Here is a 23,545-nt window from a genome sequence, read left to right as displayed (position 1 = left end):
TAGTAAAAAAAAGAAAGATCCGCAATGTAAAAAATGGTAATTTTCAGTTAATTTAAAATATTTAGTGTTTAATATTGTCGATATAAAACAAATTAGGGGTGAATTTCTACCGTTATCTATTCCATTCACAGTAAAATATTTTTCTAGGAATATTCCACTGATTTTGTGGATGGGGGATAAGGGAGATTTTCATTTGAGATTGTGACAGGATTTGGTATAATTAATGTGAAGATATTCACAAACTAATTCGGCGAAAGAAGTTGATACTGTGGAAAATAAGATCGTCATAGCAGGGGGCACCGGTTTTATCGGCCGGTATCTTCAGAAGAAATTTATGGAGAAGGGCTATCACGTGACCATCATCTCAAGGCAGTCGCCGCATGTGTCATGGGAAAGCCCCAATGATATTGTTCAGTCATTAGAGGGGGCCGACATGCTCATCAATCTTGCAGGAAAGTCAGTCGACTGCCGCTACAATGAAAAAAATAAAGCCGACATTTTCCGTTCTAGGACCCAAACAACGGAACTCTTGGGGAACGCCCTCTTACAATGTCAGAACCCACCGCCTTTATGGATCAATTCCAGCACGGCAACCATTTATCGTCATGCAGAAGACCGGCCTATGACAGAAGAAGGCGGCGAGATCGGCACAGGATTTTCTGTCGAAGTGGCCAAAGAGTGGGAGAAGGCATTCTTCTCCCACTCTTTGCCGGATACCAGGCGGGCCGCTTTACGAATCGCCATTGTACTTGGGCCCGATGGCGGAGTGATGACACCTTATAAAAATCTGGTCAAACTTGGCCTTGGGGGAGTGCAGGGGACAGGGAGTCAGAAATTCAGCTGGATTCACATTGAAGACCTGTTCCGCGCCATCCTTTTTCTGAAGGATTCGAAGGAGTTATCCGGGGTGTTTAACTGCTCCTCTCCAGATCCTGTCACCAACCGGGAATTCATGGCACAATTAAGAAACGATATGAACAGGAAGGTCGGTCTTCCGACTCCGAAATGGATGCTCGAAGTAGGTTCCCTGCTGATTCAAACGGAAACCGAATTAGTCCTGAAGAGCAGATGGGTCCTTCCAGAGAGGTTAGAGAAAGCAGGATTCGTATTTCAATATGACACGTTGGAAAAGGCGCTGAAACAGATACTCGCTAAATGAAGATAAAGGACTTGTCACAGTGGCAAGTCCTTTTCGTACTACCGGTCGTTCTCCATGAAATCATAGGTCGTCCAGCACCGGTTCATCTCAATCCCTTTCTGCCCGGCATATTCATCTCCCCATTTACACATCTCAAATAAAGTGCTTTGAAGCTTCTTTCCCATTTCAGTCGTAGAATACTCGACCTTCGGCGGGACCTCCTGGTAAACCGCCCGGGAGACGAGTCCATGCTCTTCAAGCTCCCGAAGCTGCTGGGTAAGCATTTTCTGTGTGATGTTCGGCAGGGAACGCTTCAATTCATTAAATCGTTTTACCCCTTCATTTAAATTCCACAGTATGAGGACCTTCCATTTCCCTCCGATGACGTCGATCACGAGGTCGATGGAGCATTGATATTCGGGGTTTAGTTGTTTCATAAGAATACCTCCTGGTTTGTATGTGGTGTTCCTTTGTGTTTAAGTTGTTACATAAAGAAGATTTTTCAGCAGCTGAACCGCCTCATCAACGAACGAAGGCACCTCCAAGGTTTCCAAACGGGAACCAGGATACTAAATAGTGCCTACTTGTTAATCAAGTCTATAGTATATATTATATACCAAGTAAGCAAAATAATCATAACGCTCTTAAGGAGATGAAGATAATGAAGGCTCTATTATTAAAAGAAAAAGGTTTATGGAAAGACATGCAGGTGGAGGAAATCGAAACACCTTCACCACAACAAGGAGAACTTCTCGTAGAGGTCCATGCAGTCGGATTGAATCCGGTTGATTACAAGACAGCCACGAATGGGATGGCTGTCTGGTCGTACCCACATATTCTCGGTTTGGATGTGGCAGGTGAAGTCGCAAAAGTTGGTGAGGGAGTAACAGACTTTAAAGAAGGGGACCGTGTCGTTTATCACGGTGACTTTACGAAAAAAGGCGGATATGCAGAATATGCGATCATCACGGCCCATACGGTTTCTCGCATCCCGGACAGCGTTTCCTTTGAGGATGCTGCAGCCCTTCCGACTGCGGGTTATACGGCTTACCAGGCCATTCACCGTAAACTGCCCCTCGACAACATCGAGACGATTTTGATCCACGGAGGTGCCGGTGGAGTAGGCGGGTTTGGTGTGCAGCTTGCGAAACTTGCAGGGAAGACCGTCATATCGACTGCGTCCCGTCACAATCATGACTATGTGAAATCACTTGGAGCAGACTATTGTATCGACTACCGGGAAGAAGATGTTACAGCAAAGGTGATGGAAATTACGGATGGCAGAGGTGTGGACGCCGTTGTGGATGCTGTCAGCAGACAGAGTGCGACAGATTCACTGGATGCCTTGGCCTATATGGGGCACCTGGTATATATCGCCGGTGCACCTGATTTCACCAAAATCAACTCGTTCACAAAAGTCGTGTCTTATCACGAAATCGCTCTTGCAGCAGCCCATCAAACAGATGACTTCAAAGCGCAGAAAGACTTTGCAGTAATAGGGGATAAAATGCTTTCCCTGTTGGAACAAGGGCAGATGGATGCCATGTTGAAGGAGACGGTCACTCTTGAAGAAGTACCCGAAGCACTGAGTCGTTTATCTGACCGTCATGTGAAAGGCAAGATCGTAGCGAAACTTAAATAATGAGAAAAAGGAGAGCCTTTTATTAACGCGGCTCTCCTTTTTGCATTACGCTTTGTTATGTCGTAAGTATTCAAGACTTTTTCGGACGCTGTCGATGGGAGGAATCCTTGACTCATCCTGTTCAACGATCCACCAGTCCACATCACTGTGCATTCCAAATTCCAGGACAGAATCGAGGTCCACACCACCGGATCCAAGTTCCGCGAAGAATCGCTCTCCTTCCGTCGTCATATCCTTTAAATGGACAAGGGGAGCCCGGCCCTGGTAACGCTTCAACCATTCCACGGGATTTTCCCCTGCATAGGTCAGCCAATACACGTCAAATTCGGCTTTGACCCAATGAGGATTAGTTTCTGAAAGGATAGTCTCCAGAGCCGTTTTTCCATTGGAAAGGGTCGTTAATTCGAAGTCATGGTGATGATAGCAGAGGGTGATCCCCCCTTGAAAACATTTCGCGCCAATGGTGTTCAGGTCATCAATCAAACGGAAATAATCTTTCTCTGTTCGTTCTTCAGGAGCCAGGTAGGGACAAACGACGTAGCGTGTGCCATGCTCCAGCTGATCGGTGATGACATCGGTTAACCGGGTTCTTAGTTCAGACAGTGGTATGTGACTGGAGACTGCCCGGAGCCCAAAATCATTGAGTACTTTCTTCAACTCCTTGGAAGAAAATCCTCCATAGCCAGCAAGTTCCACACCCTCATACCCCAATTCTGCCACCTTTTGCAGTGTACCTCTGAAATCCTTTTCCGCCTCGTTCCGCAATGTATACATCTGGAGGGCAACAGGGATTTGTTTCATACCGACACTCCTATCCTCTGGTCATGTTCGCGTTGATTTGAGAAAGAACGCTTCTATATACTTCTAATTCCTCCTCTGAAATTCCTTTGAGAATGGTGTCTTCATACAAATTTTCTATGAAGGGGGACAGTTCATCTTTTGCTTTCATTCCTTTTTCTGTAATAAAGATAAGGAAGGATCGTCTATCTTCAGTGTTTTTTTGTTTGTAGATCAGTTCCTTTCTTTCAAGTATATCCAATATTCTGGTCACGGTAGGCTGATCTTTTTCTGACCTCTTGGCCAGCTGTTTCTGGCTGACTCCATCCTGTTCTGCAAGCCTCTTTAGAACGGTCCACTGTTCAGGTGTCACATCAAAGTCTTTTAGATGGAGGGTGAGGAATCGAATGATATTCTTAACTGTGTGGCTTGTATACAAACCAATGGATTCATCGCGGGTCATGGTTATTCACCTTCTATAGTCATTTTCTATTCTTTATCATACATGAAAATCAGGAAATATAAAATTAATTGTCACAACAACTATATTTACAAATATACATGTTGTATATATAATTAGTATAACAACTAACTGGACGAAGGAGAATGGAAGTGGAACAGTCAATGAAACAAAACATCTGGACACGTCCTTTTTTAATGGCGTTACTGAATAATTTTTTCATGTTTTTGGTTTTTTACTCTTTATTAACGGTCCTGCCTCTTTATGTGATTGATGAACTTCATGGAACAAAAGGCCAATCTGGACTTGCTACGACGGTTTTCTTATTATCGGCCATCATTGTAAGGCCGTTTTCGGGGAAAATCATTGAAATGTTAGGTAAAAAAAACACGCTGAGCATGAGTGTGCTCTTGTTTGGTGTTTCTTCATTCATGTACTTCTGGGTAAATGATTTTTATCTTTTAATGGGACTTCGATTCTTCCATGGGATCTGGTTCAGTATCGGCTCAACGGTTTTAGTAGCGATTGCCGCTGATATGATCCCTGCGAACAGGAAAGGGGAGGGACTTGGATACTTTGCCATGTCGATGAATCTGGCGGTGGTGGTTGGACCGTTTCTTTCCTTGGCACTCATTAGATGGATTCCGTATACGTCTTTGTTTATGGGGCTGTCTTGGATCATCGTCATCGGTTTTTTCTGTACATTCGGAATGAAGGTGAACGAGGAAGTAATATTGAAAGCGGAGATCTCCAGGCGATTGACCTTTCAGGATTTAATGGAAGTGAAGGCCATCCCGATTGCGCTGGTTGGTTTCTTGACGGCTTTTGCTTATTCAGGGATTATGTCGTTTATCTCTGTCTATGCAAAATCCGTCGGACTCTTTGATTCGGTCAGCTTATTCTTCGTCGTCTTTGCAGCGGCCATGCTATTAACTCGGCCATTTACAGGACGATTATTCGATCAATCGGGACCGAATGCGGTCATCTATCCATCCCTCTTCATTTTTGCCATTGGATTGGTTCTCTTAAGTATGACACATTCCGTTGTGTTGTTATTAGTGGCAGGTACCCTCATCGGACTTGGGTATGGAGCACTGCTTCCAAGCTTCCAGACCATGTCCATTCAAGCCGCCCCAAAAAACAGAACGGGACATGCCACGGCCACTTTCTTCATTTTTTACGACATGGGGATAGCCGTCGGTTCCTTTGTGTTGGGGATTGTATCTTCCCAGTTCGGCTTCCCGGTTTTATATCTGATCTCTGGCGGAGTGGTATTGATCACGGTGGCAGCATATAAAATTGTGACTAAGAGAAAAGAAGAAGCAGTGAATCAAAGAGAAGTATTGGAATTATAGGATGAGACGGGGCTTACCTTAGGTGAGTCCCTTTTTCATGGGCAGAGGTTAAAGTGAAGGTATGAACCTGAAATGAATCGTACACTCTAATGATATAGGGGAGGTGTAATACCATGGCACAAGACGTACTTTGTGAAGTAAGCAACTGCAGGTACAACAGCGAAGGTAAGAAATGCTCTGCCGATCAGATTTTCGTTGTGAGTCATAAAGGGAACAAGGCGCATAACAGCGAAGAAACAGATTGCAAAACATTCGAACCCGGTATGTAATACGAGGAAGGCAACCATGGGCGTGGTTGTCTTCTTTTGACTTAGTATTGATAACAATTCTCATTATTATACGAAAAGCCCACAATTAGATGTGGGCGGAGTTAGTTTGTTCTGACAATGTAGTGATTTTGAGCTGTCTGTATTTCATGTAGAATAGTCCAGTCATTGCAAGGGACAGTATACCGAATAAGAACGTCATGATCTGTAGTCCGACCAGATCCAACAGGAGTCCGGTTAAAAGTAGCACCACTTGGAAAATCAGCCGGTCGAGCATATTTCTGAATGAAAAAAAGCGTCCGTGGAATTCTTTCGGGATCCGCGTTTGAAAGATGGTGGCGGCCGTTGGGAAGAAGCATCCTACAGAAAATCCAAAAACAGTAAACGCAAGTACGGACATCACGGGGCTTGTAGCAAAGTAAAGAAGCATCTGCGCAATCCCGATCACAAAGCTGAAGGTGAACAGAATTTTATATGGGGATACTTTCTCGCCGAGTTTCTTAACGGCGAATGCACCCGTCATAAAAGCAATCCCCTCAGCCGTATAGATCCACCCTTTAATGGCGGAACTGTCCTGAAGCTCACTGATGTTGATGACCATCAAGTTGAATCCACCGATAAATAACAGGGGTATGAGGGTCATCACAAGTGTCATAAGCACAATGGGAAGACTTTTGATGACCGGGAATACTTCCTTGAAGCCTGCTGCTCTTTTTGAGCCCTGAGGTTTTGCCTGCTGTGTTTCATCGATCGTCAGGAACCATGTCATGAGGAACAGGGCAAGATAAGCGACCAGGGAAAGAACATATAGCATAGATAAAGAAATGATGACCAGCAGGATCCCCGCCAATGCCGTCCCAAGGATCCTTGAAAGGGTGGAAACATTCATATGGACCCCGTTCATCTGCAGAAGCTCTTTTTCTTTTACCACCATCGGAATCGCGGCCTGGAGAGCAGGAAAATAAAAAGCAGCAGAAATCTGGATGCTGACTAAAAAGATGACCATCCATAATACCGAACCCGTATAGATGGCAATCAGCATGAATACCACACTCATCGCACGTGTGAACCCCGAGACGAGCATCACAGTTTTTTTATTCGCCTGATCCGTTATTTTTCCAGCGAGCGGACCGACAGCGAGACCCGCGAGAAGCCCAGAAGCCAGGATGACCGACTTTAGAAAGTCAGATGGCACCTTCTCCTGCATAAACTCCAAGTTACCGATGATCCCCAGCCACAATCCAAGCCCGGCGATAAATTCCCCGATCAATAATATCCACACATTCTTATTTTTCCACATATAGGTCTGTCCCTCGCAGTCGATTTATTTCGTTACTCTAAATATACTATGGTAGGGGTGGGATGGGAATGGTTTTTTTGTGGGAGAGTTGGTGGTTCGCCGATATAAGTGAGATTTCGCCGATAAAATGAAAATTTCGCCGTTAAATTTTTTATTTCGCCGTTAAATTTCATTTTTCGCCGATAAATAATTTCCAGTCAGGTTCAAGAAGGAAATTTACTAAACAATAGAGAATAGAACCAGTAACAAAACTGATTGGAGTGATCAAATGGTTGAAAAGGAACGATCAATTCCCCGAATCATCCTCATTTTGCAAGCCTTATTGCGGAGACTATCCCCTCAACACCCTAAACGAACTGTTATCTCCGAAGAACTTGGTAAAAGAATGGCAGGTTTTAAAGGGGAAGAGGCCTTGGATTTCATCTTAAGCTTTCTAGAACCCAAAAATTACTTTATTCTTAATGATTTAAGAATTCCTCACAAGCATACCTTCTTTCAAATCGACACGCTCCTCATGACAACAAAATTCATTCTTATTATTGAGGTTAAGTACTTGGCTGGAACTGCATTCTTCGACCCTATATTTAATCAATTAATACAAACAAAAGACGGCATGGAAACAGCTTTGCCAGACCCTACACTCCAAATCAAACGGCAGAAAAAACAGCTTGAAGAATGGTTAGGTAAAAATGGATTCCCCACTATCCCGATATTGTCATGTGTAGTCATGAGCAATGACCGTACGATTATTAGAACATCTTCAGAAAACAAAACCCTTCATAAGGTGGTTATTAATCGCCATACTTTATTGGAGAAACTAGAGGATATCGATAAAATAATCCTTAATGAATCAATTTCTCCAAAACAATTGAAAAAGGTCATTCGTATAATGAAAAAGCAGCATAGGGATTTACAACCAGAAGTTATGGAAAGATATAATCTTAAAAAGGGAGAGATTATTAAAGGGGTAAGGTGCAGGTTTTGCCACAATCATTCTTTAAAGAAGATACATGGTAGCTGGATATGCCGCGGGTGTAATAAACAAGATAGAGATGCTCATATAGGGGCTCTAAAAGATTATGAGCTATTGATTGGCCCTACGATCAATAATGCCGAGTTAAGATGGTTCTTAGAAGTTGATTCACCCTATGTCGCCAAAAGACTCCTTCAATCCCTCAACCTCCCCACCACCGGAACAGGAAAAGGCACCCGTTACATCCTATCTATCAACAAAAATACACCAAAACAAAAAACCCGCCAAACCTGACGAGTTTTCAGCCCATCTCAATCCATTCCTGAGACCACTTTTCTATATCTTTCATCAAAGGCTCTAAAGAATAGCCTTTTTCTGTTAACGAATATTCAATGCGTACGGGTGTGTCAGGATAGACGTCCCTTCTGACGATTCCTTCCTGCTCAAGGTCCTTTAGTCGTTCTGAAAGGAGTCTGCCACTGATGCCGATGGCGTCTTTAATGGTGCAGTTTCGCTGTGGCCCGGAAAGCAGTTGGTAGATGATAAGGGCTGTCCATCGCTGACTTAAAATACCGATGGCTTTTTCAAATCGTGGGCATATGTCGGATTGGTTCATATAAATGCCTCCATTCATCTGGGGAAAATCTAGTTAGTAGTATACCATACTCATCATATTATAGTAAGTTGATTACTTGACGGTGTTTAGTTATTTATTTAAAGTAGGTTACATAAAGTAACTTATAAAAAATCACCTAAACAAGCCATCAATAAAATCGGAGGAAATAAAAATGAACTTTCATAAACATCCCCATGTTTTCGTTGGGGAAGTAAATCTTAAAGTACAGAATTTACATCAATCCCTATCCTTTTACCAGGAAGTGCTTGGATTCAATGTTCTGAACCAAACTCAGAAGAGTACAACGTTGTCAGCAGACGGAGTTCATCCACTGTTAACTTTGGAGCAGCCTGAGCATATCGTGCCCAAAGAGCAGCGGACGACGGGGTTATATCATTTCGCCTTGTTGTTGCCAAATAGAGAAGAGCTTGGGAAAATATTGGCTCACTTGATCCGATTGAATATTCAGCTGGGCTCGTCCGATCATCTTGTCAGTGAGGCCATTTATTTATCGGATCCCGATGGGAATGGAATCGAGATATATAGGGACCGTCCATCGACGGAATGGAAATGGAACGATGGAGAGGTCAAGATGACAGTGGATCCCATCGATGCCCGGGGAATTGTAGCCGAGGCGGAGGGGGAAGCGTGGAATGGGCTTCCTCTCGATACAGTGATGGGACATATCCATCTACACGTTTCAGATTTGAAGTCCTCGGAAGAATTCTACGGGAAAGGCCTTGGCTTCGACGTGGTCAGCCGCTTTGAAAATCAGGCACTCTTCATATCGACCGGAGGGTACCATCATCATATTGGATTGAATACATGGAATGGCGTTGGTGCACCGCCTCCCGCCGAAAACAGTGCTGGACTCAATTGGTTCACTCTGCATTTCCCTAATGAAGAAAAGCGAGCCCTCGTCATGAACAGACTTCAGTCCATCGGGGCGTCCATCCAGGAACACGAAGGAAAAATCCTGACCCGGGACCCATCCGGAAACCGTATCGACTTAAGCTTGTGATAGGAGGGACGGACCTCGAAAAACGAGGTCCGTCCCCCTTCGATATTTCAATAGAAACCTTGGTGCAAAGCCGTTTTGACACGATTAGCCAGGGGCTTTTCTTCTGTCAACCCATAAAAAAGGGAGGTCCGTCCCTCTAAGCAGTTTTTTTTATTTCAAGGGATATTAGTGGGATAATGGTGGGCACATACTAAGGGAAATTCAGATGGACAAGGGGAGTGATAGGAATGAAGTTGAGTGTATTGGATCAGTCTGTGATATCCAGGGGCGAGGATGCAGGGACTGCTTTCAGGAATACGGTCCGTCTTGCCAGGAGAGCGGAGGAATTGGGGTACACACGGTTTTGGGTGGCGGAGCATCATAATACGAATGGTCTCGCCGGCTCTAGTCCCCAGGTGTTGATGGCACATATTGCTTCTATGACGGATTCAATCAGGGTCGGATCTGGGGGCGTCCTGCTTCCCCAATACAGCCCGTACAAAATTGCAGAGGATTTCAAGGTGTTGGAAACCTTATTTCCTAATCGGATTGATCTTGGAATCGGACGTTCGCCAGGGGGTTCATATGAGACAAGACTGGCTCTTACGGATGGACTGAAAAAGAGTATGAACGAGTTTCCGAAACAGGTGGAAGCACTGCAGGAATATTTGCATCTCTCCACGGGCCAATCAGTGAAGGCGTATCCCGATGTAACGGCTCCTCCACTTCCATGGATACTCGGAATCACTCACCGGGGAGCCCGGGTGGCAGCAGAAAAGGGTACGGCATTTACATTTGGTCACTTCATCAATCCGGTAAATGGAAAAAGGGCGCTGGATTATTATCATTCTCACTTTCGGCCTTCTCACTCTTTATCCACACCTAAGAGTAATGTGTGTATCTTTGTTGTATGCGCTCCAACACAGGAGGAAGCAGAAGAAATAGCCATGACCCAGGATTTGTGGTTATTGGCTGTAGAGAAGGGCCGGGATACAGAAATTCCTGCAACGGAAGAAGCGAAGGCAAGGGCGCTATCAGATTTCGAGAAAGAAAAAGTAAAAATAAACAGGAAAAGAAGCATTGTAGGGACTCCTCAGAAAGTGAAGGAAGAGCTAGAGATGTTAAGTGAAGTGTATCAAACCGATGAATTTATGGTCATAACCAATGTGGCGAAATTCGAAGATAAATTAAGGTCATATGAGCTCGTAGCGGAGGCTGTTTTTTCGTAATCACAGACCTTACTCATCGTCAGCTCTGAAGACAGAAAAAAGGAACCCATATTCCTGCAGCGGAATCCGGGTTCCTCTTTTAGTTGTATGAGATTAATAATAATAGGGGTATGAAGGGTAGCCATAATAAGGAGATGGATATCCATAACCGTACCCATATCCGTAACCTGGGCTCAATAATGCCGCTCCCAATAATCCTCCGGCAAGGCCGCCTACAAATGGGCTGAAGCCAAATCCAAACGGGCGTCTTCCGAATCCGCCATATCCAAATCCGGGTCTCCCAAATCCAACGCGTCCAATCGGGCGACGAAAATCACCATAGTTCATAAAGTGCTCCCTATTTAATGTCTGAAAATCATTCAAAGCATAAAACCTCCTCTCTATCTAGGTTATGAGTATTCTTTTCACATCCAAATGGTATGGGCGTTAACCCAGATGAAGAGATTTTATGAAAATGTACCCAGACCAGATGGAACGCGCAAATCTTTCTTACATGATCATTGATGTAGAACAGCTAATGTTAGTTGCTCTACATTCTGAAGTGAATATGTAAAGCAACTTCAATTGGAGGATTCTTTGGTTTGAACGAGAGCTGATATGATGGCTCCAACGTGGCTTTTTGTCCGTTGCCCACAGTTAAGAATTAATTAAGAATTCCGTTAAGATTCCATAAGATTTGTTTTTTATACTACAGGTAATGGGAAAGAGAGAGGATGATTGTATTGAAAAAATGGGTGATAGGAATTGTTGCAGCAGGCTTGTTGGGAGTCGGCTGGTGGCTTGTATCCCCCCTTTTCTTCCATAAGGTCGTAAATGAAGCACCTGAATCCACTACAGCCTCTCATATGAAAGAAAATGAAGAGGATACTATGAAAGAAACCGATTCATTTTCGCAAGAGGCTATGACAAAAGATACAATGAAAGAAAATGAACTCACGGGAACATTCAAAGGGGCAGACTCCAATCATCATGCACAAGGGAATGTGATGGTTTCTGGAAAACATGTTCGATTGGAAAATTTTGAAGTGACCAATGGACCGGATCTTTACGTTTACTTAGTAGAAGCAGATCAAGAAACCAAAGAAGGAGTTTCTCTTGGAGAGTTAAAAGGAAACATAGGCAATCAAAACCATGAAATCCCCAGTGGAGTATCAGCGGCTGAAGGAATGAAAATGGTGATCTGGTGTAAGCAATTCAATGTGGATTTTGGAAGTGCTGAATTAGGTGCAGGGATGTAAAGGGGCGTTCAAAGTGGCAAAAAAAGTGTTGTTGGTAGACGATGAAGAAAATATCTTAGATGTATGTTCACGCTATCTTGTCCGGGAGGGATATGAAGTGAGTACATCTGTTAATGGGATAGAAGCACTCGACATGTATCAATCGGTCAATCCGGACATTGTGGTCCTTGACATCATGATGCCCGAAATGGATGGGTGGCAGGTAGCAGAAAAAATCAGGGAAGAACATGACACTCCGATCATCATGCTGACAGCACTCGGTCAAGAGAAGGATCGGATGTACGGACTTACAATCGGGGCGGACGATTATGTCACGAAACCATTCAGTCCGCGTGAACTGTTACTGCGGGTTAAAAACGTACTAAGAAGAACCTACTCTGAAGGAAGGGAAGGACAACAGGAGGTACTTAAGTGGAAGGGGCTGCTTATTGACCGACATAAACGAAAAGTGATCTCAAGGGGAAATGAAGTTGAAATGACAGTGAAGGAGTTTGAACTATTATCTTTACTGGCCCAACATCCTGCTCAGGTGTTTTCCAAGTCCCAGCTGATCGAAACGTTATGGGGATATGAATATCTCGGAGATGCTAATACGATCAACGTCCATATCCGCAGACTGAGGGAAAAGATCGAGAATGATCCTTCTGATCCCCAATGGATTAAAACCGTATGGGGAATCGGTTATAAATTCGAAGGGAAGCATCATGATGAAGATTAGAACTCTCCTCATTCTGGCCAACACCATTTCTCTTGTCGTAATTCTCGTTTTCCTCACTATTTCATATGTGCAAATGTTCATCTCACCGGACATCATCATTCTCCTTTCACTCATAACATTGGGAGCAGGATTGTTATCGTTTGCCGTGAATTTGATGATTACCTCCCCTTTGTTAAAATCTGTGAAGCAGATGAGCAGGGAAGCAGGCAAAATGGCGAACGGCGACTTTGATGTAAAGGTGACAGAGGAGGGGCCAAAGGAAATCAAGGAGCTTGCTGCCAACTTTAATCATATGTCCTCAAGGATCGAAAGGATGTTTGGTGAATTAAAGGAATCAGAAAAATTCAAGAGTGAGCTCATTGCCAATGTATCACATGACTTGAGGACACCCCTGTCATCCATCCACTCCTTTGTGGCGGCTTTGAATGATGACATCATCGAAGATCCGAAGACACGCAAACGATATTATGAAACGATTTTATCTGAAACGGAAAAATTAAGTCTATTGATTGAAGAAGTTCTGGAGTTTTCTCAGCTGGAAAATAGAAAGCTTTCCTGGGAACCGCATCCTACTCCGATCGATCAGCTTTTGATTGATACCATACAGCAGTTCGAACGCAAAATACAGGAGAAAGATATAGAAGTGAAAGTTGAATACGATGATAGCCTGCCTCTCGTTCCATTAATGCCTGTTGGAATCAAGAGGGTCATGACCAATCTTATTCAAAATGCTCTTTCCTTTTCCCCTGACCATACCATTCTCGAAATTCGTGCTGTGAATATTGGGGAACAGGCAGAGTTTTCTGTGAAAGACCAGGGAAGAGGAGTCCCCTTTGAAGAACAAGCTTCGATTTTTGAACGATTCTACAGGGTAGAGAAATCCCGCAACAAGGCGGGAGGTGGATCTGGCCTTGGCCTCTCCATCAGCAAAGAAATCATAGAGCTTCACGGTGGAGAAATAGGTGTTGAAAGTGATGGACAATCGGGCAGCACGTTCTGGTTTCGAATACCTTTGAAAAATAGTAAGGAGGAGAGACGATGAAAAAAATTGTGATGGGAATCGGTGTGATACTGATAGTGGGTCTTGCCGCTTTTTTCGGACCGAAACTGTATGCAAGCATGACGCAGAAATCGTTGGGGAGTGAAGCGGTTAAATCAGATATGATCGATGAAGATCATGCCATAGCGACTTTTGCAGGAGGCTGCTTCTGGTGCATGGAACCGCCATTTGAAAAGTTGGACGGTGTTTATGCTGTCATTTCAGGATACACGGGAGGAGAAGAGAAAAATCCGACATATGACGAAGTTTCATCCAAACAAACGGGACATGTGGAAGCGGTCCAAATAGAGTATAACCCTGAAGTGATTACCTATGACCAGTTATTAAAGGTCTTCTGGAGACAAATCGACCCGACCGATGATGGCGGACAATTCGTTGACCGCGGACCCCAATATGTGAGTGGGATTTTCTATCATAATGAAGAACAAATGAAGGCAGCGGAGCAGTCAAAAAAAGAATTGAAAGACTCAGGACGTTTTAAAGAAGAGATTGTCACCGAGATCCAACCTGCCAAAACCTTTTACAAAGCGGAAGAGTACCACCAGGATTATTATAAGAAAAATAAGTTAAGCTACAAGTTCTATCGAAGCAATTCAGGCAGGGATGATTTTCTGGATGAGGCCTGGGGAGAAGACCGGTATATCATCCTTCAAACCCAATCACTTTATCCTTCATTTACAGAGGAAGAGTTAAAAGAGAAGTTAACGGATACTCAATATAAAGTCACTCAGGAAGACGATACGGAAGAAGCGTTCAACAATGAATATTGGGATAACAAGGAAGAGGAGATCTATGTGGATGTGGTCTCTGGTGAACCTCTTTTCAGCTCGAAGGATAAATACAAAAGTGGAACAGGGTGGCCAAGTTTCACCAAGCCTCTCGTGGAAGAGAATATTGTTGAAGTCAAGGACCGCACATTGTTCATGGTCCGCACCGAGGTCAGGAGTAAGCATGCCGATTCCCACCTTGGTCATGTATTTGAAGATGGGCCGGAGCCTACAGGATTGAGGTACTGCATGAACTCCGCAGCCCTCAGATTCGTTCCGAAAGATGAATTAAAAGAGCAGGGCTATGGTGAGTTTGTGTCCGAATTTGAAAGTAGTGAGGAGGGGACGTCATGAATCCAGCTATCCCATTGCCATCTATGCCTTTGGTAGAAAGTCTTTCAGGACGACTTGTAAACTACTCAAAAAAAGAGATCATTTTTCAGCCTTTTTCATTAAGCAAGAATCTATATATGATCCATTCAGGGAAAGTAAAGCTCTATAAGAACAGTGAGGAAGGGCGGAAAACCATCCTTACCGTTCTTGGCAAGGGTGAATTCTTCAGTAATATGCCCCGTTTTAGTTTAGATGATGAGGGTGTGTATGCAGAATCGATCGACTCGACAGTGGTAGGCGTGCTCAATTATAAACAAGTGGATCGTTTAAGTGTTGCGCATCATCATGATGTGACAGAAATATATTCAAGCCTGAACCAGCAAATGAAGGAGCGCAATCAATTCCTCGAACGAATCATGTATGCCCCCGTTAAAGAGAGAATCCTTTGTCTCATGGCCTTCCTTATGCCACGCTTCGGGAAAAAGACAGGGAACTCTATTAAAATCGATCTCCCCCTAACCCACCAGGACATCGCGGGTTTCATCGGATCTACCAGGGAGACTGTCACAAGCCTGACAAAAGAACTCATCCTAGAAGGACGGCTCCAGAAGATGGAGAAGTATTATCATGTCGTGAGGGGGACGGACCTTCCATACGTCCAATGATATGGATTGAAGGATCCAGGATGGAGGCTGCTGCATAGTCAGGTAATGCAGCAGCCTTATTATTTATTTCTTTGTGTAATTCAAGTCCCAGTTGATTCCAAAAGGATCTCTCACTTTAGCATAGATCGCCCCCCAGAAAGTGTCTTGAAGCTCCATCACGACCGTTCCCTTTTCAGTTAGCCGCTTATAATAAGTATGGATTTCCTCTTCACTTTCCAGTTCAAGGACCAGAGAAATATGATTGCCAACATTCGGTGCCTGGCCGGGAAAGCTGTCCGACATCATAAAGAAAAGCTCTCCTTTTTTAAATTGAGCGTGCATGATATGGTCTGAAATTTCAGGTGGGCTTGGAAAATCTGTCTCTCCGAACGTCTGAATTCCCAGCACTTCCCCCTCAAACACTTCTTTATAGTACTCCAGCGCATCCCTTGCCATGCCGTCAAAACTAAAATAAGGTGTAGCCTGATGTTTCATACTTTCTCCACTCCCGTTTCGATGAATTTTGTACTCTTTTATTATAGAGCACAATACGGAATAAAAACAAGAACGAATGTTCGTTTTATTCTCAAAAAAAGGACGGGCCATGAAAAGGCCCATCCGGGAAGCTTACATCGATTCAGTGTGTAATTCAACTTCGATATTTCCGCTTGTTGCTTTTGAGTAAGGACATACACCATGGGCTTTCTCGACCAATTGCTTCGCTTCGTCCAGTTCTACACCGCTGACACCTACGACTAGGGCTACGCCCAGCTTGAATCCGCCATCCGTATCTTTTCCGATGGAGACTTCCGCTGTTACCTTGGATTCGATTTTTTTCTTTTCCTGACGAGCGACTAAGTTAAGGGCGCTGTCAAAGCATGCTGCATAACCGGCTGCAAATAACTGCTCCGGGTTTGTTGCTCCTTCTGCCCCGTTGCCACCAAGTGATTTAGGCATGGCAAGTGCCACATCCAATACTCCGTCACTGCTTTTTACTTTTCCTGCTCTGCCGCCTTCAGCTGTTGCTTTTGCTGTGTATAATGCATCCATTTTATTCACTCCTCCATTTGTATTGTGTACAACTTAATTCTACAAAACCAATTGTATCGTCCTTTAATAATATTGTCAACAATTTAGTTGTGTAAAATTAAATTTGATAAATAATAGTCTTTTTTGTATGATAATCACAATTAGTATGTACAAGAAAGGAATCGACATGTATGAAAGATCCACTTTTATTGGAAAATCAAATTTGTTTTAAAATCTATACTGCAGAGCGGGAAATAACAAAACTCTACCGAAGCCTGTTGGAAGAAATCGGAGTCACGTATCCTCAATACCTGTCTTTGCTCGTCTTATGGGAAGAACAAACGATATCGGTAAAGGACTTGGGGAAGAAGCTATTCCTGGATTCTGGCACCCTGACACCCATGTTGAAAAGGATGGAAGCAAACGGTCTTGTCGAACGGAAACGGTCGAAAGAGGATGAGCGGAGTGTTGTCATCAGTCTTACGGAAAGAGGGAGAGACCTCAAGGAAAAAGCAAAGTGTGTCCCGAACCGTTTATTGGAGCGACTTGAAATGGACGGTGAGGAGCTTAAGCAGCTGGATCAGACGCTGACGACGATTTTGGATAGACTTCAGAATTAACTGTATATTTCTCGGGTTACAATTGTTATAATTTGGTTATTGGCTGGATTATTGATTGTTTTGGCTGGATTTTACGTGAAAGCGGCCGGATTCATTAGGATTTCGGCTGTTTTTTCTTGTAGAACGGCTGGATTTTTTCGAATTTCGGCCTGATTTTCCACAGTAATGATGTGAATTCAGCTGATTTACCTAAAAGGAGTGATTCTATTGATCGTAAAAGAGCATAAACCTCCTGACATCATCTTCAAACTTGAAGCATTACTGAAGCGGTTGTCCAAATACTACAACGGAGGACATGAAATTGAAATTCAGTTGGCAAAATATAGAGCTGGATACAATGGTGAAATGTCACTGGCTTATTATTTGAAACAACTCCCGGTAAAAGAATATGTTATCATTCATGATCTGCGCCTTTGCCATCAATCTACCTGCTTTCAGATAGATACTGTCATTCTTCATAAGAATTTCATCCTCATTCTTGAAGTGAAAAATATCTCTGGAGACATTTATATTGATACCACTTACAATCAAATGACTCGAACACTAAATGGTACAACGGAAGTATTTCCTGATCCTATTCTCCAGTCTTCAAATCAAAGGAAGAACCTTGAAAGATGGTTGATGGGAAATAAATGTCCTGCTATTCCAATTGAGAATCTGGTTGTATTCACTAACCCCAATACCTACATTAAAAATTCTCCGCAAGACCAAAGTGTATTTCGAAGACTGGTTAGAAGTCCTAAACTTCTTTTCTACATCCAAGACTATTCCAAGTCCTATCAAACCCCTATTTTTACCCCTAAACAATTATCCAAATGGTCGAACTTCTTAGTGAAAAATCATTCACCTAAATCCTATGACGTTCTAAAACAATTCAATGTATCACAAACTGAAATCCTTACCGGCGTCTATTGTGTTCATTGTCAACAAGTCTCCACATACGACTTAACGCCACTCATCAAGACTCCTCCTTCTCCCCCCGATAAGCCAGCACCGTTGTCTTCAAGGAAGCATAATTCCCTATTGCCGCATACCCATAAAAGAATCCCATAAAAAGACCTGTGACGGTATGCCCTCTATGGCTGATAAAGATGGAAATGAACAAGCCCAGTATGACAGCTATATTTGGTACAAGAAAAGCACGAGGGTTAAATAAAACTTTAACCAGCTGTGTTAACAGGATAATAACAGGAATGGCAATGACGGCATCCCAGAAGTTTGTGTGAATGGTAGGGAAATCCATAATGAGCCTCCAATAAGGGTTTTATCCATACTATTTCCTTAACCCGCAAAATTAACAAAAAAGATGACCCCATAAAGGGATCATCTATGATTTGAAATGGGAATTCCATCGTTCAGCCTTTTCAAGAGCTGCGGTATCGTTGACAATTTCGCCAGGCTTGACTCCTGCCCCGATCATATAGTCTGTGAATTCCATATTGACGAACTGAAAAATGTAATCAAACTGCTGTACCAGTGGAAGTCCTTTTACTTTGGCGGAGCTTCCCCCGGTAATCACCACATACGCTTTCTTCTTCGTAAGTTCTTCTTTTAAGTTGAAACGTTCATCACGAAGGTACTGACTCCAGCGGTCAAAGAAGTTCTTCATCGGGCCGCTCATCCCATACCAGTAAAGGGGAGTGGCAAATAATAATACATCATGCTCTTCCATCAGTCGGACAAGCTTTTCGTAATCATCCTCCACGGGAAGGAAGCCTCCTTCAGAATGGCGAAGGTCTTCAATCGGCTCGATATGCATGTCAGCAAGGGAAACGACAGTGTGATCGGTTCCTTCTACGATTTTCTTTGCAAGGTATTCTGAGTTTCCGTTTTTTCGTGTACTTCCTAAAAGGGTTAATATCTTCATCAATCAACACTCCTTTATGAATTCAAATGTACTGAATGATTCGTTTTTTCCAAGGGTTCCATAAGAGAATGGTCCAAGATCTGAAAATACCGGTATTTTTATGCCTGTAATGGAATTGAGTATACCATTGATTGAAGGATTATAGTTATCTATAATTACCGATACTAAGTATTATAAATAATGATGGAGAGGGACAAATGGATCTGAACTATTTTTATACCTTTAAAGAAGTAGCCAAGTGGGGGAGCTATACGAAGACCGGAGAGGAGCTCGGCTATGCCCAGTCCAGTGTGACGACCCAGATCAGGAAACTGGAGGAGCATTATAAAGTGAAGCTGTTTGAGCGGGTAGGCCGGAAAATGAGGCTGACGCAGTCGGGAGAGGAACTTTACTTCTATGTAGACAAAATACTCTCCCTGTTAGATGAGGCTGAAGAACAAATCTCGAAGGAAAGCAACTTGAGGGGAACGGTGCGCATCGGTACCGTCGAATCTCTGGCCGCATATTTCATCACACCCTATATAAAGGATTTAAAAGGAAGACATCCCGTATTGAAGATCCTGCTTGAATCAGGACTGTGCCCGAACTTAAAAGAAGGCACCCTTGAGGGGAAGTTCGATGTTTCCATCCTATTGGACCGATTATCGGAGCATCCTGATTTGACGACGATCCCCATTCGTCAAGAGAGATTGGTGATGATCGCTCCTCCAAGGCACCGTCTGAATTCCCTGAAAGAAATGAGCTTAAAAGAGCTTGAAACCGAAACCCTTATCCTGACGGAGAAAGGCTGTTCGTATCGTGTCTTACTTGAGCAGTTATTGAAAGAGGAAAACGTTCAGGCAAAATCAGTCATCTCTTTCAGCAGTCTGGAGGCCATCAAGCAATGTGTAGCGGATGATTTGGGGCTTGCCATCATGCCCGAAATAGCAGTGAAAAAAGACATTGAGAGCGGGAAAGTGATCCAGATTCCCTTTGATCATAAAAAAATCCCGGTGCATACGCAGATCGTTTATCAAAAGAAAAAGTGGCTGACGCCTCCGATTGCACAATTCATTTCAGCCCTGACTACTTAATCATCAAAATTTTTGATATGTAATATGAAAAACTATCAATATCTCCATAGTTGAATCTAGTGCTAAAATGAATGCAAAATATGATTGATGAGGTGTTAAATATGAATACATTTTTACAATACAATCCAACAAAGCTTTACTTCGGTAAAGATGAAGTGAAGCAGCTGTCTTCCATCCTGGATAAAGGATTGAACGTATTACTAGTCTACGGTGGTGGAAGCATCAAGCGAAATGGCGTTTATGACGATGTGATGAACGAATTGAAAAAAATCGATGCAAATGTTTTTGAATTAAGCGGAGTCGAACCGAATCCCCGGTTGACGACGGTTCGTAAGGGTGTCTCTATCTGTCAAAACGAAGGGATCGATTTCATCCTTGCCGTAGGGGGCGGAAGCGTCATCGATTGTACAAAGGCGATCTCAGCAGGAGCAAAATATGTGTGGGACGTGTGGGAACTGATTACCGCTAAAGCTCCGATCAAGGAAGCACTTCCATTTGGAACAGTTCTGACCCTTGCGGCAACGGGTTCTGAAATGAACTCTGTGTCGGTCATCACGAACTGGGAAACGAATGATAAATTGGGCTGGGGATCTCCACATGTTTTCCCATCGTTTTCTATACTGGACCCTGCTTATACATTCTCTGTACCCCGTGATCAGACGATCTATGGAATAGTGGACAGCATGTCCCATGCTCTTGAACATTATTTCCACCGGACTGGAAATACTCCGATGATTGACGGGTTTATTGAATCACTCCTAAGAACGGCGATTGCAACCGGACCAAAATTATTGGAGGATCTGGAGTCCTTCCAGCATAGGGAAACGATGATGTACATCAGTACAACGGCTTTTAACGGAACCCTTTCCAATGGAACCGACGGTGGAGATTGGGCAACACATAGAATCGAGCACGCCATTTCCGCCATTTATGATATTCCACATGGCGGTGGTCTTGCGATTCTATTCCCTAATTGGCTGGAGCATGTGCTTGAGGAGGATCCATTCCGGGTCAAACAGCTTGCGGTCAATGTATTTGGGATTTCGCCTGATGGCAAGGAAGATATAGAAGTGGCAAGAGAAGGGGCGAGAGCACTTCGTGACTTCTGGAACTCTCTTGGTGCTCCAAGTACACTTGCAGACTATGATATAGATGATAGTCAGTTTGATGCCATTGTAGAGAAGACGTTCATTAAACCAGGCGTCGGGACGTATAAGGAAATGGATTATGATAGTGTACGGGATATATTGAAGCGCTCGTTATGATGGTTTGAGGTAATAAATGGAATTCGGCTGGATTTTCTTTGGAAACGGCCGGATTATGAGCGGTTTCGGCTGGATTATTCATCATTTCGGACGGATTTTTACCCAAAGCGGCTCAATTCCAAAGCCAGACCCATATAAAAAGGACGAATCGAGAGCCAGTCGATTCGTCCTTTTTACGTTTGTATCATCGTCTCCTAAAGCCTTCTTCACGCAGATACAGGGCTGCTTCATCATACCCGCCGAAACTGTCTTCCAAATTGTCGCCGGCATAAATATTCCAGCGATCGTCTTCCTCTATCAATTGGAGGGAATGTCCTTCAGCATCTTTCCATAACTCTTCTACTGGTGGAACAGCTTCTTCTTCCGATGCCAGAAGGTCGATGGAAGCACGGATGACTTCCCGGAGTTCATCGCGAGTAAAGTCCCTGATGTTCACAAGACCTTTTTGATCCGGTTCATATCCCTGGAGACTGCCTGTGAAAACAAACCCATTCCCGTTCGGGTGCAGGTGGTACACAACAGTCGTCTTTTCATATAGACTGTCCTCAAAATGGAAGTTCACCCTTTTCATAGAGACATCCTTCCGTGTAAGCTCAGGAAACTCTTCTATGACAGCTAATTTTTCCTCAAATGTCAGCACTGTTATTCCTCATTTCATTTTTCGATTTCCCCATTATAACACAGGCCCCTATTTTCTAACGAGGTTTAAAGGTATAATGAGGAACAAAGAGGTGACCCCAATGAATGATTTTACTTCCTTAGGTATCCAGCCTAAGTACGTCAATGCTTTAAAAGAACAATCCATTACAGAACCTACGCCGATTCAGAGCGAAACCATCCCATTTCTCTTAAACGGAGAAGATGTGATTGGACAGGCACAGACAGGGACAGGAAAAACGATGGCTTTTCTTTTACCCATGCTTGCCAAAATAGATCCTGGGAAAGATGAGATTCAATCGCTTATCGTAACTCCTACAAGGGAACTCGCGATTCAAGTAACCGCTGAATTAAATCAGATCCTTTCTTCAACGGAAGATGATATACATGTATTGGCCGTATACGGTGGCCAGGATGTCGAGAAACAGATTAAGAGATTGAAGAATAAAGCGATACATATCGTAATCGGAACCCCGGGCCGGATACTTGATCATGTACGCCGTGAGACGGTCGACTTTTCGAAGGTATCGTTTCTTGTATTAGATGAAGCGGATCAGATGCTTCATATCGGATTCTTCGATGAAGTCGAATCGATCATCCGCGAGACCCCGTTTACCCGACAGACCGCGCTATTCTCGGCTACGATGTCGAAGGATATCCGTAAGATCGGGAAGCGCTATATGAACAATCCCCATAATGTACAGATCCGTGAAAAAGAAAAGATCGTACAGGAAATCAAGCAGGAAATCGTAGAAACGACGGATCGTCTGAAACTTGATGCCCTCAGTCAGACGATTCAGGACACTCAGCCGTTCTTGGGAATCATTTTCTGCCGGACAAAGAGAAGGGTCAGTAAGCTTCTTGGCGACCTGAAGGCCAAGGGCTTTCTAGTCGATGAGCTCCACGGGGACCTTTCCCAGGCGAAACGGGAAAACGTGATGAAGAAGTTCAGGGACGCGAAGCTTCAACTTCTTATCGCAACCGATGTCGCAGCCCGTGGCCTTGATGTTGAAGGTGTCACTCACGTGTTTAACTATGATATCCCTCAGGATGTGGAGAGTTATATTCACAGAATCGGACGTACGGGCCGTGCCGGAAACGATGGACTTGCCATCACCTTTGTAGCATTAAAGGATAAGCAGGACCTGGAAGTGATAGAGAAAGGGATCGGGCGTTCCTTGCCCCGTCGGGTGGTTGAGGTCGTTCCTGCGAAAGGGACCTCTGATGCGCCGAAAGGATCCAATGAAAGTGCGAAAGATCGCCGTGAAAAGAAGATCCAAGCGAATAAAGACCGTAAAGCACGGCACCCACGTGGAGGCAGACCACGGACGGATGAAAGTAATGGTCAGTCACACAAGAGGAGTTCCGGTCGAGGGGACTCACGTCGAAGTGGTGAATCAACGGCCTCTTCCAGGGGCAGCCGAAGAGGCTCTACGGAAAGGACTAACTCCGGTACTAAGCGAAATAGCGGGGGAAGATCCACTTCCAGTCGCAGAGGAAGGTAGTCTGTTAGAGGCT

28 protein-coding genes are annotated in these 23,545 nt (G+C 43.8%); 17 read left to right on the top strand and 11 right to left on the bottom strand.

The window, feature by feature from the left end; genetic code table 11:
* The first annotated feature begins 268 nt into the window (after nucleotides 1–268).
* Complete coding sequence (locus tag JI667_RS16045) at nucleotides 269–1,159, top strand: TIGR01777 family oxidoreductase (RefSeq protein ID WP_206856969.1); 891 nt, start codon at nucleotides 269–271, stop codon at nucleotides 1,157–1,159.
* 38 nt (nucleotides 1,160–1,197) lie between these two features.
* On the opposite strand, the gene JI667_RS16040 is transcribed toward JI667_RS16045, so the two are convergent.
* The gene (locus tag JI667_RS16040) at nucleotides 1,198–1,575 is read right to left on the bottom strand and encodes a winged helix-turn-helix transcriptional regulator (protein ID WP_206856967.1); all 378 of its coding nucleotides are present in this window, start codon (nucleotides 1,573–1,575) and stop codon (nucleotides 1,198–1,200) included.
* A gap of 224 nt (nucleotides 1,576–1,799) precedes the next feature.
* Between JI667_RS16040 and JI667_RS16035 the strand changes: the two genes are divergently transcribed.
* The gene (locus JI667_RS16035) at nucleotides 1,800–2,780 is read left to right on the top strand and encodes a zinc-binding dehydrogenase (RefSeq protein ID WP_206856966.1); all 981 of its coding nucleotides are present in this window, start codon (nucleotides 1,800–1,802) and stop codon (nucleotides 2,778–2,780) included.
* Nucleotides 2,781–2,825: 45 nt separating this feature from the next.
* Here the strand turns inward: JI667_RS16035 and JI667_RS16030 are convergent, their stop codons facing one another.
* Entirely contained in the window at nucleotides 2,826–3,581 is a 756-nt protein-coding gene (locus JI667_RS16030; RefSeq protein WP_206856964.1) for a sugar phosphate isomerase/epimerase family protein, read from the bottom strand.
* A gap of 10 nt (nucleotides 3,582–3,591) precedes the next feature.
* Complete coding sequence (locus JI667_RS16025; RefSeq protein ID WP_206856962.1) at nucleotides 3,592–4,020, bottom strand: MarR family winged helix-turn-helix transcriptional regulator; 429 nt, start codon at nucleotides 4,018–4,020, stop codon at nucleotides 3,592–3,594.
* Between the two features lie 161 nt (nucleotides 4,021–4,181).
* On the opposite strand from JI667_RS16025, the gene JI667_RS16020 reads away from it, so the two are divergent.
* Complete coding sequence (locus JI667_RS16020) at nucleotides 4,182–5,372, top strand: MFS transporter (protein WP_244668359.1); 1,191 nt, start codon at nucleotides 4,182–4,184, stop codon at nucleotides 5,370–5,372.
* A 113-nt stretch (nucleotides 5,373–5,485) separates the two neighbouring features.
* Nucleotides 5,486–5,641 carry a DUF1540 domain-containing protein gene (locus JI667_RS16015; RefSeq protein ID WP_079532121.1) on the top strand — a complete coding sequence of 52 codons (156 nt, stop codon included), beginning with the start codon at nucleotides 5,486–5,488 and terminating at the stop codon, nucleotides 5,639–5,641.
* A gap of 85 nt (nucleotides 5,642–5,726) precedes the next feature.
* Here the strand turns inward: JI667_RS16015 and JI667_RS16010 are convergent, their stop codons facing one another.
* Nucleotides 5,727–6,938 carry an MFS transporter gene (locus JI667_RS16010; RefSeq protein WP_206856958.1) on the bottom strand — a complete coding sequence of 404 codons (1,212 nt, stop codon included), beginning with the start codon at nucleotides 6,936–6,938 and terminating at the stop codon, nucleotides 5,727–5,729.
* Nucleotides 6,939–7,206: 268 nt separating this feature from the next.
* On the opposite strand from JI667_RS16010, the gene JI667_RS16005 reads away from it, so the two are divergent.
* Nucleotides 7,207–8,205: a nuclease-related domain-containing protein gene (locus tag JI667_RS16005; protein WP_206856956.1), complete on the top strand. Its 999-nt coding sequence runs from the start codon at nucleotides 7,207–7,209 to the stop codon at nucleotides 8,203–8,205.
* Nucleotides 8,206–8,212: 7 nt separating this feature from the next.
* On the opposite strand, the gene JI667_RS16000 is transcribed toward JI667_RS16005, so the two are convergent.
* Nucleotides 8,213–8,527 carry a winged helix-turn-helix transcriptional regulator gene (locus tag JI667_RS16000; RefSeq protein ID WP_206856954.1) on the bottom strand — a complete coding sequence of 105 codons (315 nt, stop codon included), beginning with the start codon at nucleotides 8,525–8,527 and terminating at the stop codon, nucleotides 8,213–8,215.
* Nucleotides 8,528–8,699: 172 nt separating this feature from the next.
* Here JI667_RS16000 and JI667_RS15995 point away from each other — a divergent pair, with 172 nt between their 5' ends.
* The gene (locus tag JI667_RS15995; protein WP_206856953.1) at nucleotides 8,700–9,548 is read left to right on the top strand and encodes a VOC family protein; all 849 of its coding nucleotides are present in this window, start codon (nucleotides 8,700–8,702) and stop codon (nucleotides 9,546–9,548) included.
* A 227-nt stretch (nucleotides 9,549–9,775) separates the two neighbouring features.
* The gene (locus tag JI667_RS15990) at nucleotides 9,776–10,756 is read left to right on the top strand and encodes an LLM class flavin-dependent oxidoreductase (protein ID WP_206856951.1); all 981 of its coding nucleotides are present in this window, start codon (nucleotides 9,776–9,778) and stop codon (nucleotides 10,754–10,756) included.
* Between the two features lie 93 nt (nucleotides 10,757–10,849).
* On the opposite strand, the gene JI667_RS15985 is transcribed toward JI667_RS15990, so the two are convergent.
* Nucleotides 10,850–11,083, bottom strand: a complete 234-nt coding sequence (locus JI667_RS15985) for a hypothetical protein (RefSeq protein ID WP_206857064.1) — start codon at nucleotides 11,081–11,083, stop codon at nucleotides 10,850–10,852.
* Nucleotides 11,084–11,469: 386 nt separating this feature from the next.
* Here JI667_RS15985 and JI667_RS15980 point away from each other — a divergent pair, with 386 nt between their 5' ends.
* The 5 genes from JI667_RS15980 to JI667_RS15960 are packed head-to-tail and all read left to right on the top strand — an operon-like array spanning nucleotide 11,470 to nucleotide 15,537.
* Entirely contained in the window at nucleotides 11,470–11,994 is a 525-nt protein-coding gene (locus tag JI667_RS15980; protein WP_206856949.1) for a DM13 domain-containing protein, read from the top strand.
* A gap of 13 nt (nucleotides 11,995–12,007) precedes the next feature.
* Nucleotides 12,008–12,712 carry a response regulator transcription factor gene (locus JI667_RS15975; RefSeq protein WP_206856947.1) on the top strand — a complete coding sequence of 235 codons (705 nt, stop codon included), beginning with the start codon at nucleotides 12,008–12,010 and terminating at the stop codon, nucleotides 12,710–12,712.
* Nucleotides 12,699–13,754 (top strand): sensor histidine kinase, encoded by a 1,056-nt coding sequence (locus JI667_RS15970; protein WP_206856946.1) that lies wholly within the window; start codon nucleotides 12,699–12,701, stop codon nucleotides 13,752–13,754. Before JI667_RS15975 ends, JI667_RS15970 begins: the two co-directional genes overlap by 14 nt.
* Entirely contained in the window at nucleotides 13,751–14,893 is a 1,143-nt protein-coding gene (msrA, locus tag JI667_RS15965) for a peptide-methionine (S)-S-oxide reductase MsrA (RefSeq protein ID WP_206856945.1), read from the top strand. The genes JI667_RS15970 and msrA overlap by 4 nt, the downstream gene beginning before the upstream one ends.
* Nucleotides 14,890–15,537 carry a Crp/Fnr family transcriptional regulator gene (locus JI667_RS15960; RefSeq protein WP_206856939.1) on the top strand — a complete coding sequence of 216 codons (648 nt, stop codon included), beginning with the start codon at nucleotides 14,890–14,892 and terminating at the stop codon, nucleotides 15,535–15,537. The genes msrA and JI667_RS15960 overlap by 4 nt, the downstream gene beginning before the upstream one ends.
* Before the next feature lie 63 nt (nucleotides 15,538–15,600).
* Here the strand turns inward: JI667_RS15960 and JI667_RS15955 are convergent, their stop codons facing one another.
* Nucleotides 15,601–16,011, bottom strand: coding sequence for a VOC family protein (locus JI667_RS15955; protein ID WP_206856937.1), 411 nt, complete (start codon nucleotides 16,009–16,011; stop codon nucleotides 15,601–15,603).
* Between the two features lie 132 nt (nucleotides 16,012–16,143).
* On the bottom strand, nucleotides 16,144–16,566 hold the full coding sequence (locus JI667_RS15950) for an organic hydroperoxide resistance protein (RefSeq protein ID WP_206856935.1): 423 nt from the start codon (nucleotides 16,564–16,566) through the stop codon (nucleotides 16,144–16,146).
* 170 nt (nucleotides 16,567–16,736) lie between these two features.
* Between JI667_RS15950 and JI667_RS15945 the strand changes: the two genes are divergently transcribed.
* Together JI667_RS15945 and JI667_RS15940 are read left to right on the top strand one after the other, a co-directional pair.
* On the top strand, nucleotides 16,737–17,165 hold the full coding sequence (locus tag JI667_RS15945) for a MarR family winged helix-turn-helix transcriptional regulator (RefSeq protein ID WP_206856933.1): 429 nt from the start codon (nucleotides 16,737–16,739) through the stop codon (nucleotides 17,163–17,165).
* A 207-nt stretch (nucleotides 17,166–17,372) separates the two neighbouring features.
* Nucleotides 17,373–18,218, top strand: a complete 846-nt coding sequence (locus tag JI667_RS15940; protein ID WP_206856932.1) for a nuclease-related domain-containing protein — start codon at nucleotides 17,373–17,375, stop codon at nucleotides 18,216–18,218.
* Here JI667_RS15940 and JI667_RS22760 read toward each other — a convergent pair.
* Both JI667_RS22760 and JI667_RS15935 read right to left on the bottom strand, forming a co-directional pair.
* Nucleotides 18,124–18,408, bottom strand: coding sequence for a hypothetical protein (locus tag JI667_RS22760; protein ID WP_244668353.1), 285 nt, complete (start codon nucleotides 18,406–18,408; stop codon nucleotides 18,124–18,126). The genes JI667_RS15940 and JI667_RS22760 overlap by 95 nt on opposite strands.
* 84 nt (nucleotides 18,409–18,492) lie before the next feature.
* Nucleotides 18,493–19,032: a flavodoxin family protein gene (locus JI667_RS15935; RefSeq protein WP_206856931.1), complete on the bottom strand. Its 540-nt coding sequence runs from the start codon at nucleotides 19,030–19,032 to the stop codon at nucleotides 18,493–18,495.
* Nucleotides 19,033–19,229: 197 nt separating this feature from the next.
* On the opposite strand from JI667_RS15935, the gene JI667_RS15930 reads away from it, so the two are divergent.
* Nucleotides 19,230–20,105 carry a LysR family transcriptional regulator gene (locus JI667_RS15930; RefSeq protein ID WP_206856930.1) on the top strand — a complete coding sequence of 292 codons (876 nt, stop codon included), beginning with the start codon at nucleotides 19,230–19,232 and terminating at the stop codon, nucleotides 20,103–20,105.
* Between the two features lie 101 nt (nucleotides 20,106–20,206).
* Nucleotides 20,207–21,370, top strand: a complete 1,164-nt coding sequence (locus JI667_RS15925; RefSeq protein ID WP_206856929.1) for an iron-containing alcohol dehydrogenase — start codon at nucleotides 20,207–20,209, stop codon at nucleotides 21,368–21,370.
* A 184-nt stretch (nucleotides 21,371–21,554) separates the two neighbouring features.
* On the opposite strand, the gene JI667_RS15920 is transcribed toward JI667_RS15925, so the two are convergent.
* Nucleotides 21,555–22,010: a hypothetical protein gene (locus JI667_RS15920; RefSeq protein WP_206856928.1), complete on the bottom strand. Its 456-nt coding sequence runs from the start codon at nucleotides 22,008–22,010 to the stop codon at nucleotides 21,555–21,557.
* 100 nt (nucleotides 22,011–22,110) lie between these two features.
* Here JI667_RS15920 and JI667_RS15915 point away from each other — a divergent pair, with 100 nt between their 5' ends.
* Complete coding sequence (locus JI667_RS15915) at nucleotides 22,111–23,532, top strand: DEAD/DEAH box helicase (RefSeq protein ID WP_206856927.1); 1,422 nt, start codon at nucleotides 22,111–22,113, stop codon at nucleotides 23,530–23,532.
* The last annotated feature ends 13 nt before the right edge of the window (nucleotides 23,533–23,545 follow it).

The sequence above is a fragment of the Bacillus sp. NTK074B genome (genome assembly GCF_017303375.1).
Taxonomy (GTDB): domain Bacteria; phylum Bacillota; class Bacilli; order Bacillales; family Bacillaceae_B; genus Rossellomorea.
Note: the sequence above shows the minus strand (reverse complement) of the source record. Positions and strands in the feature narration are given on the sequence as shown.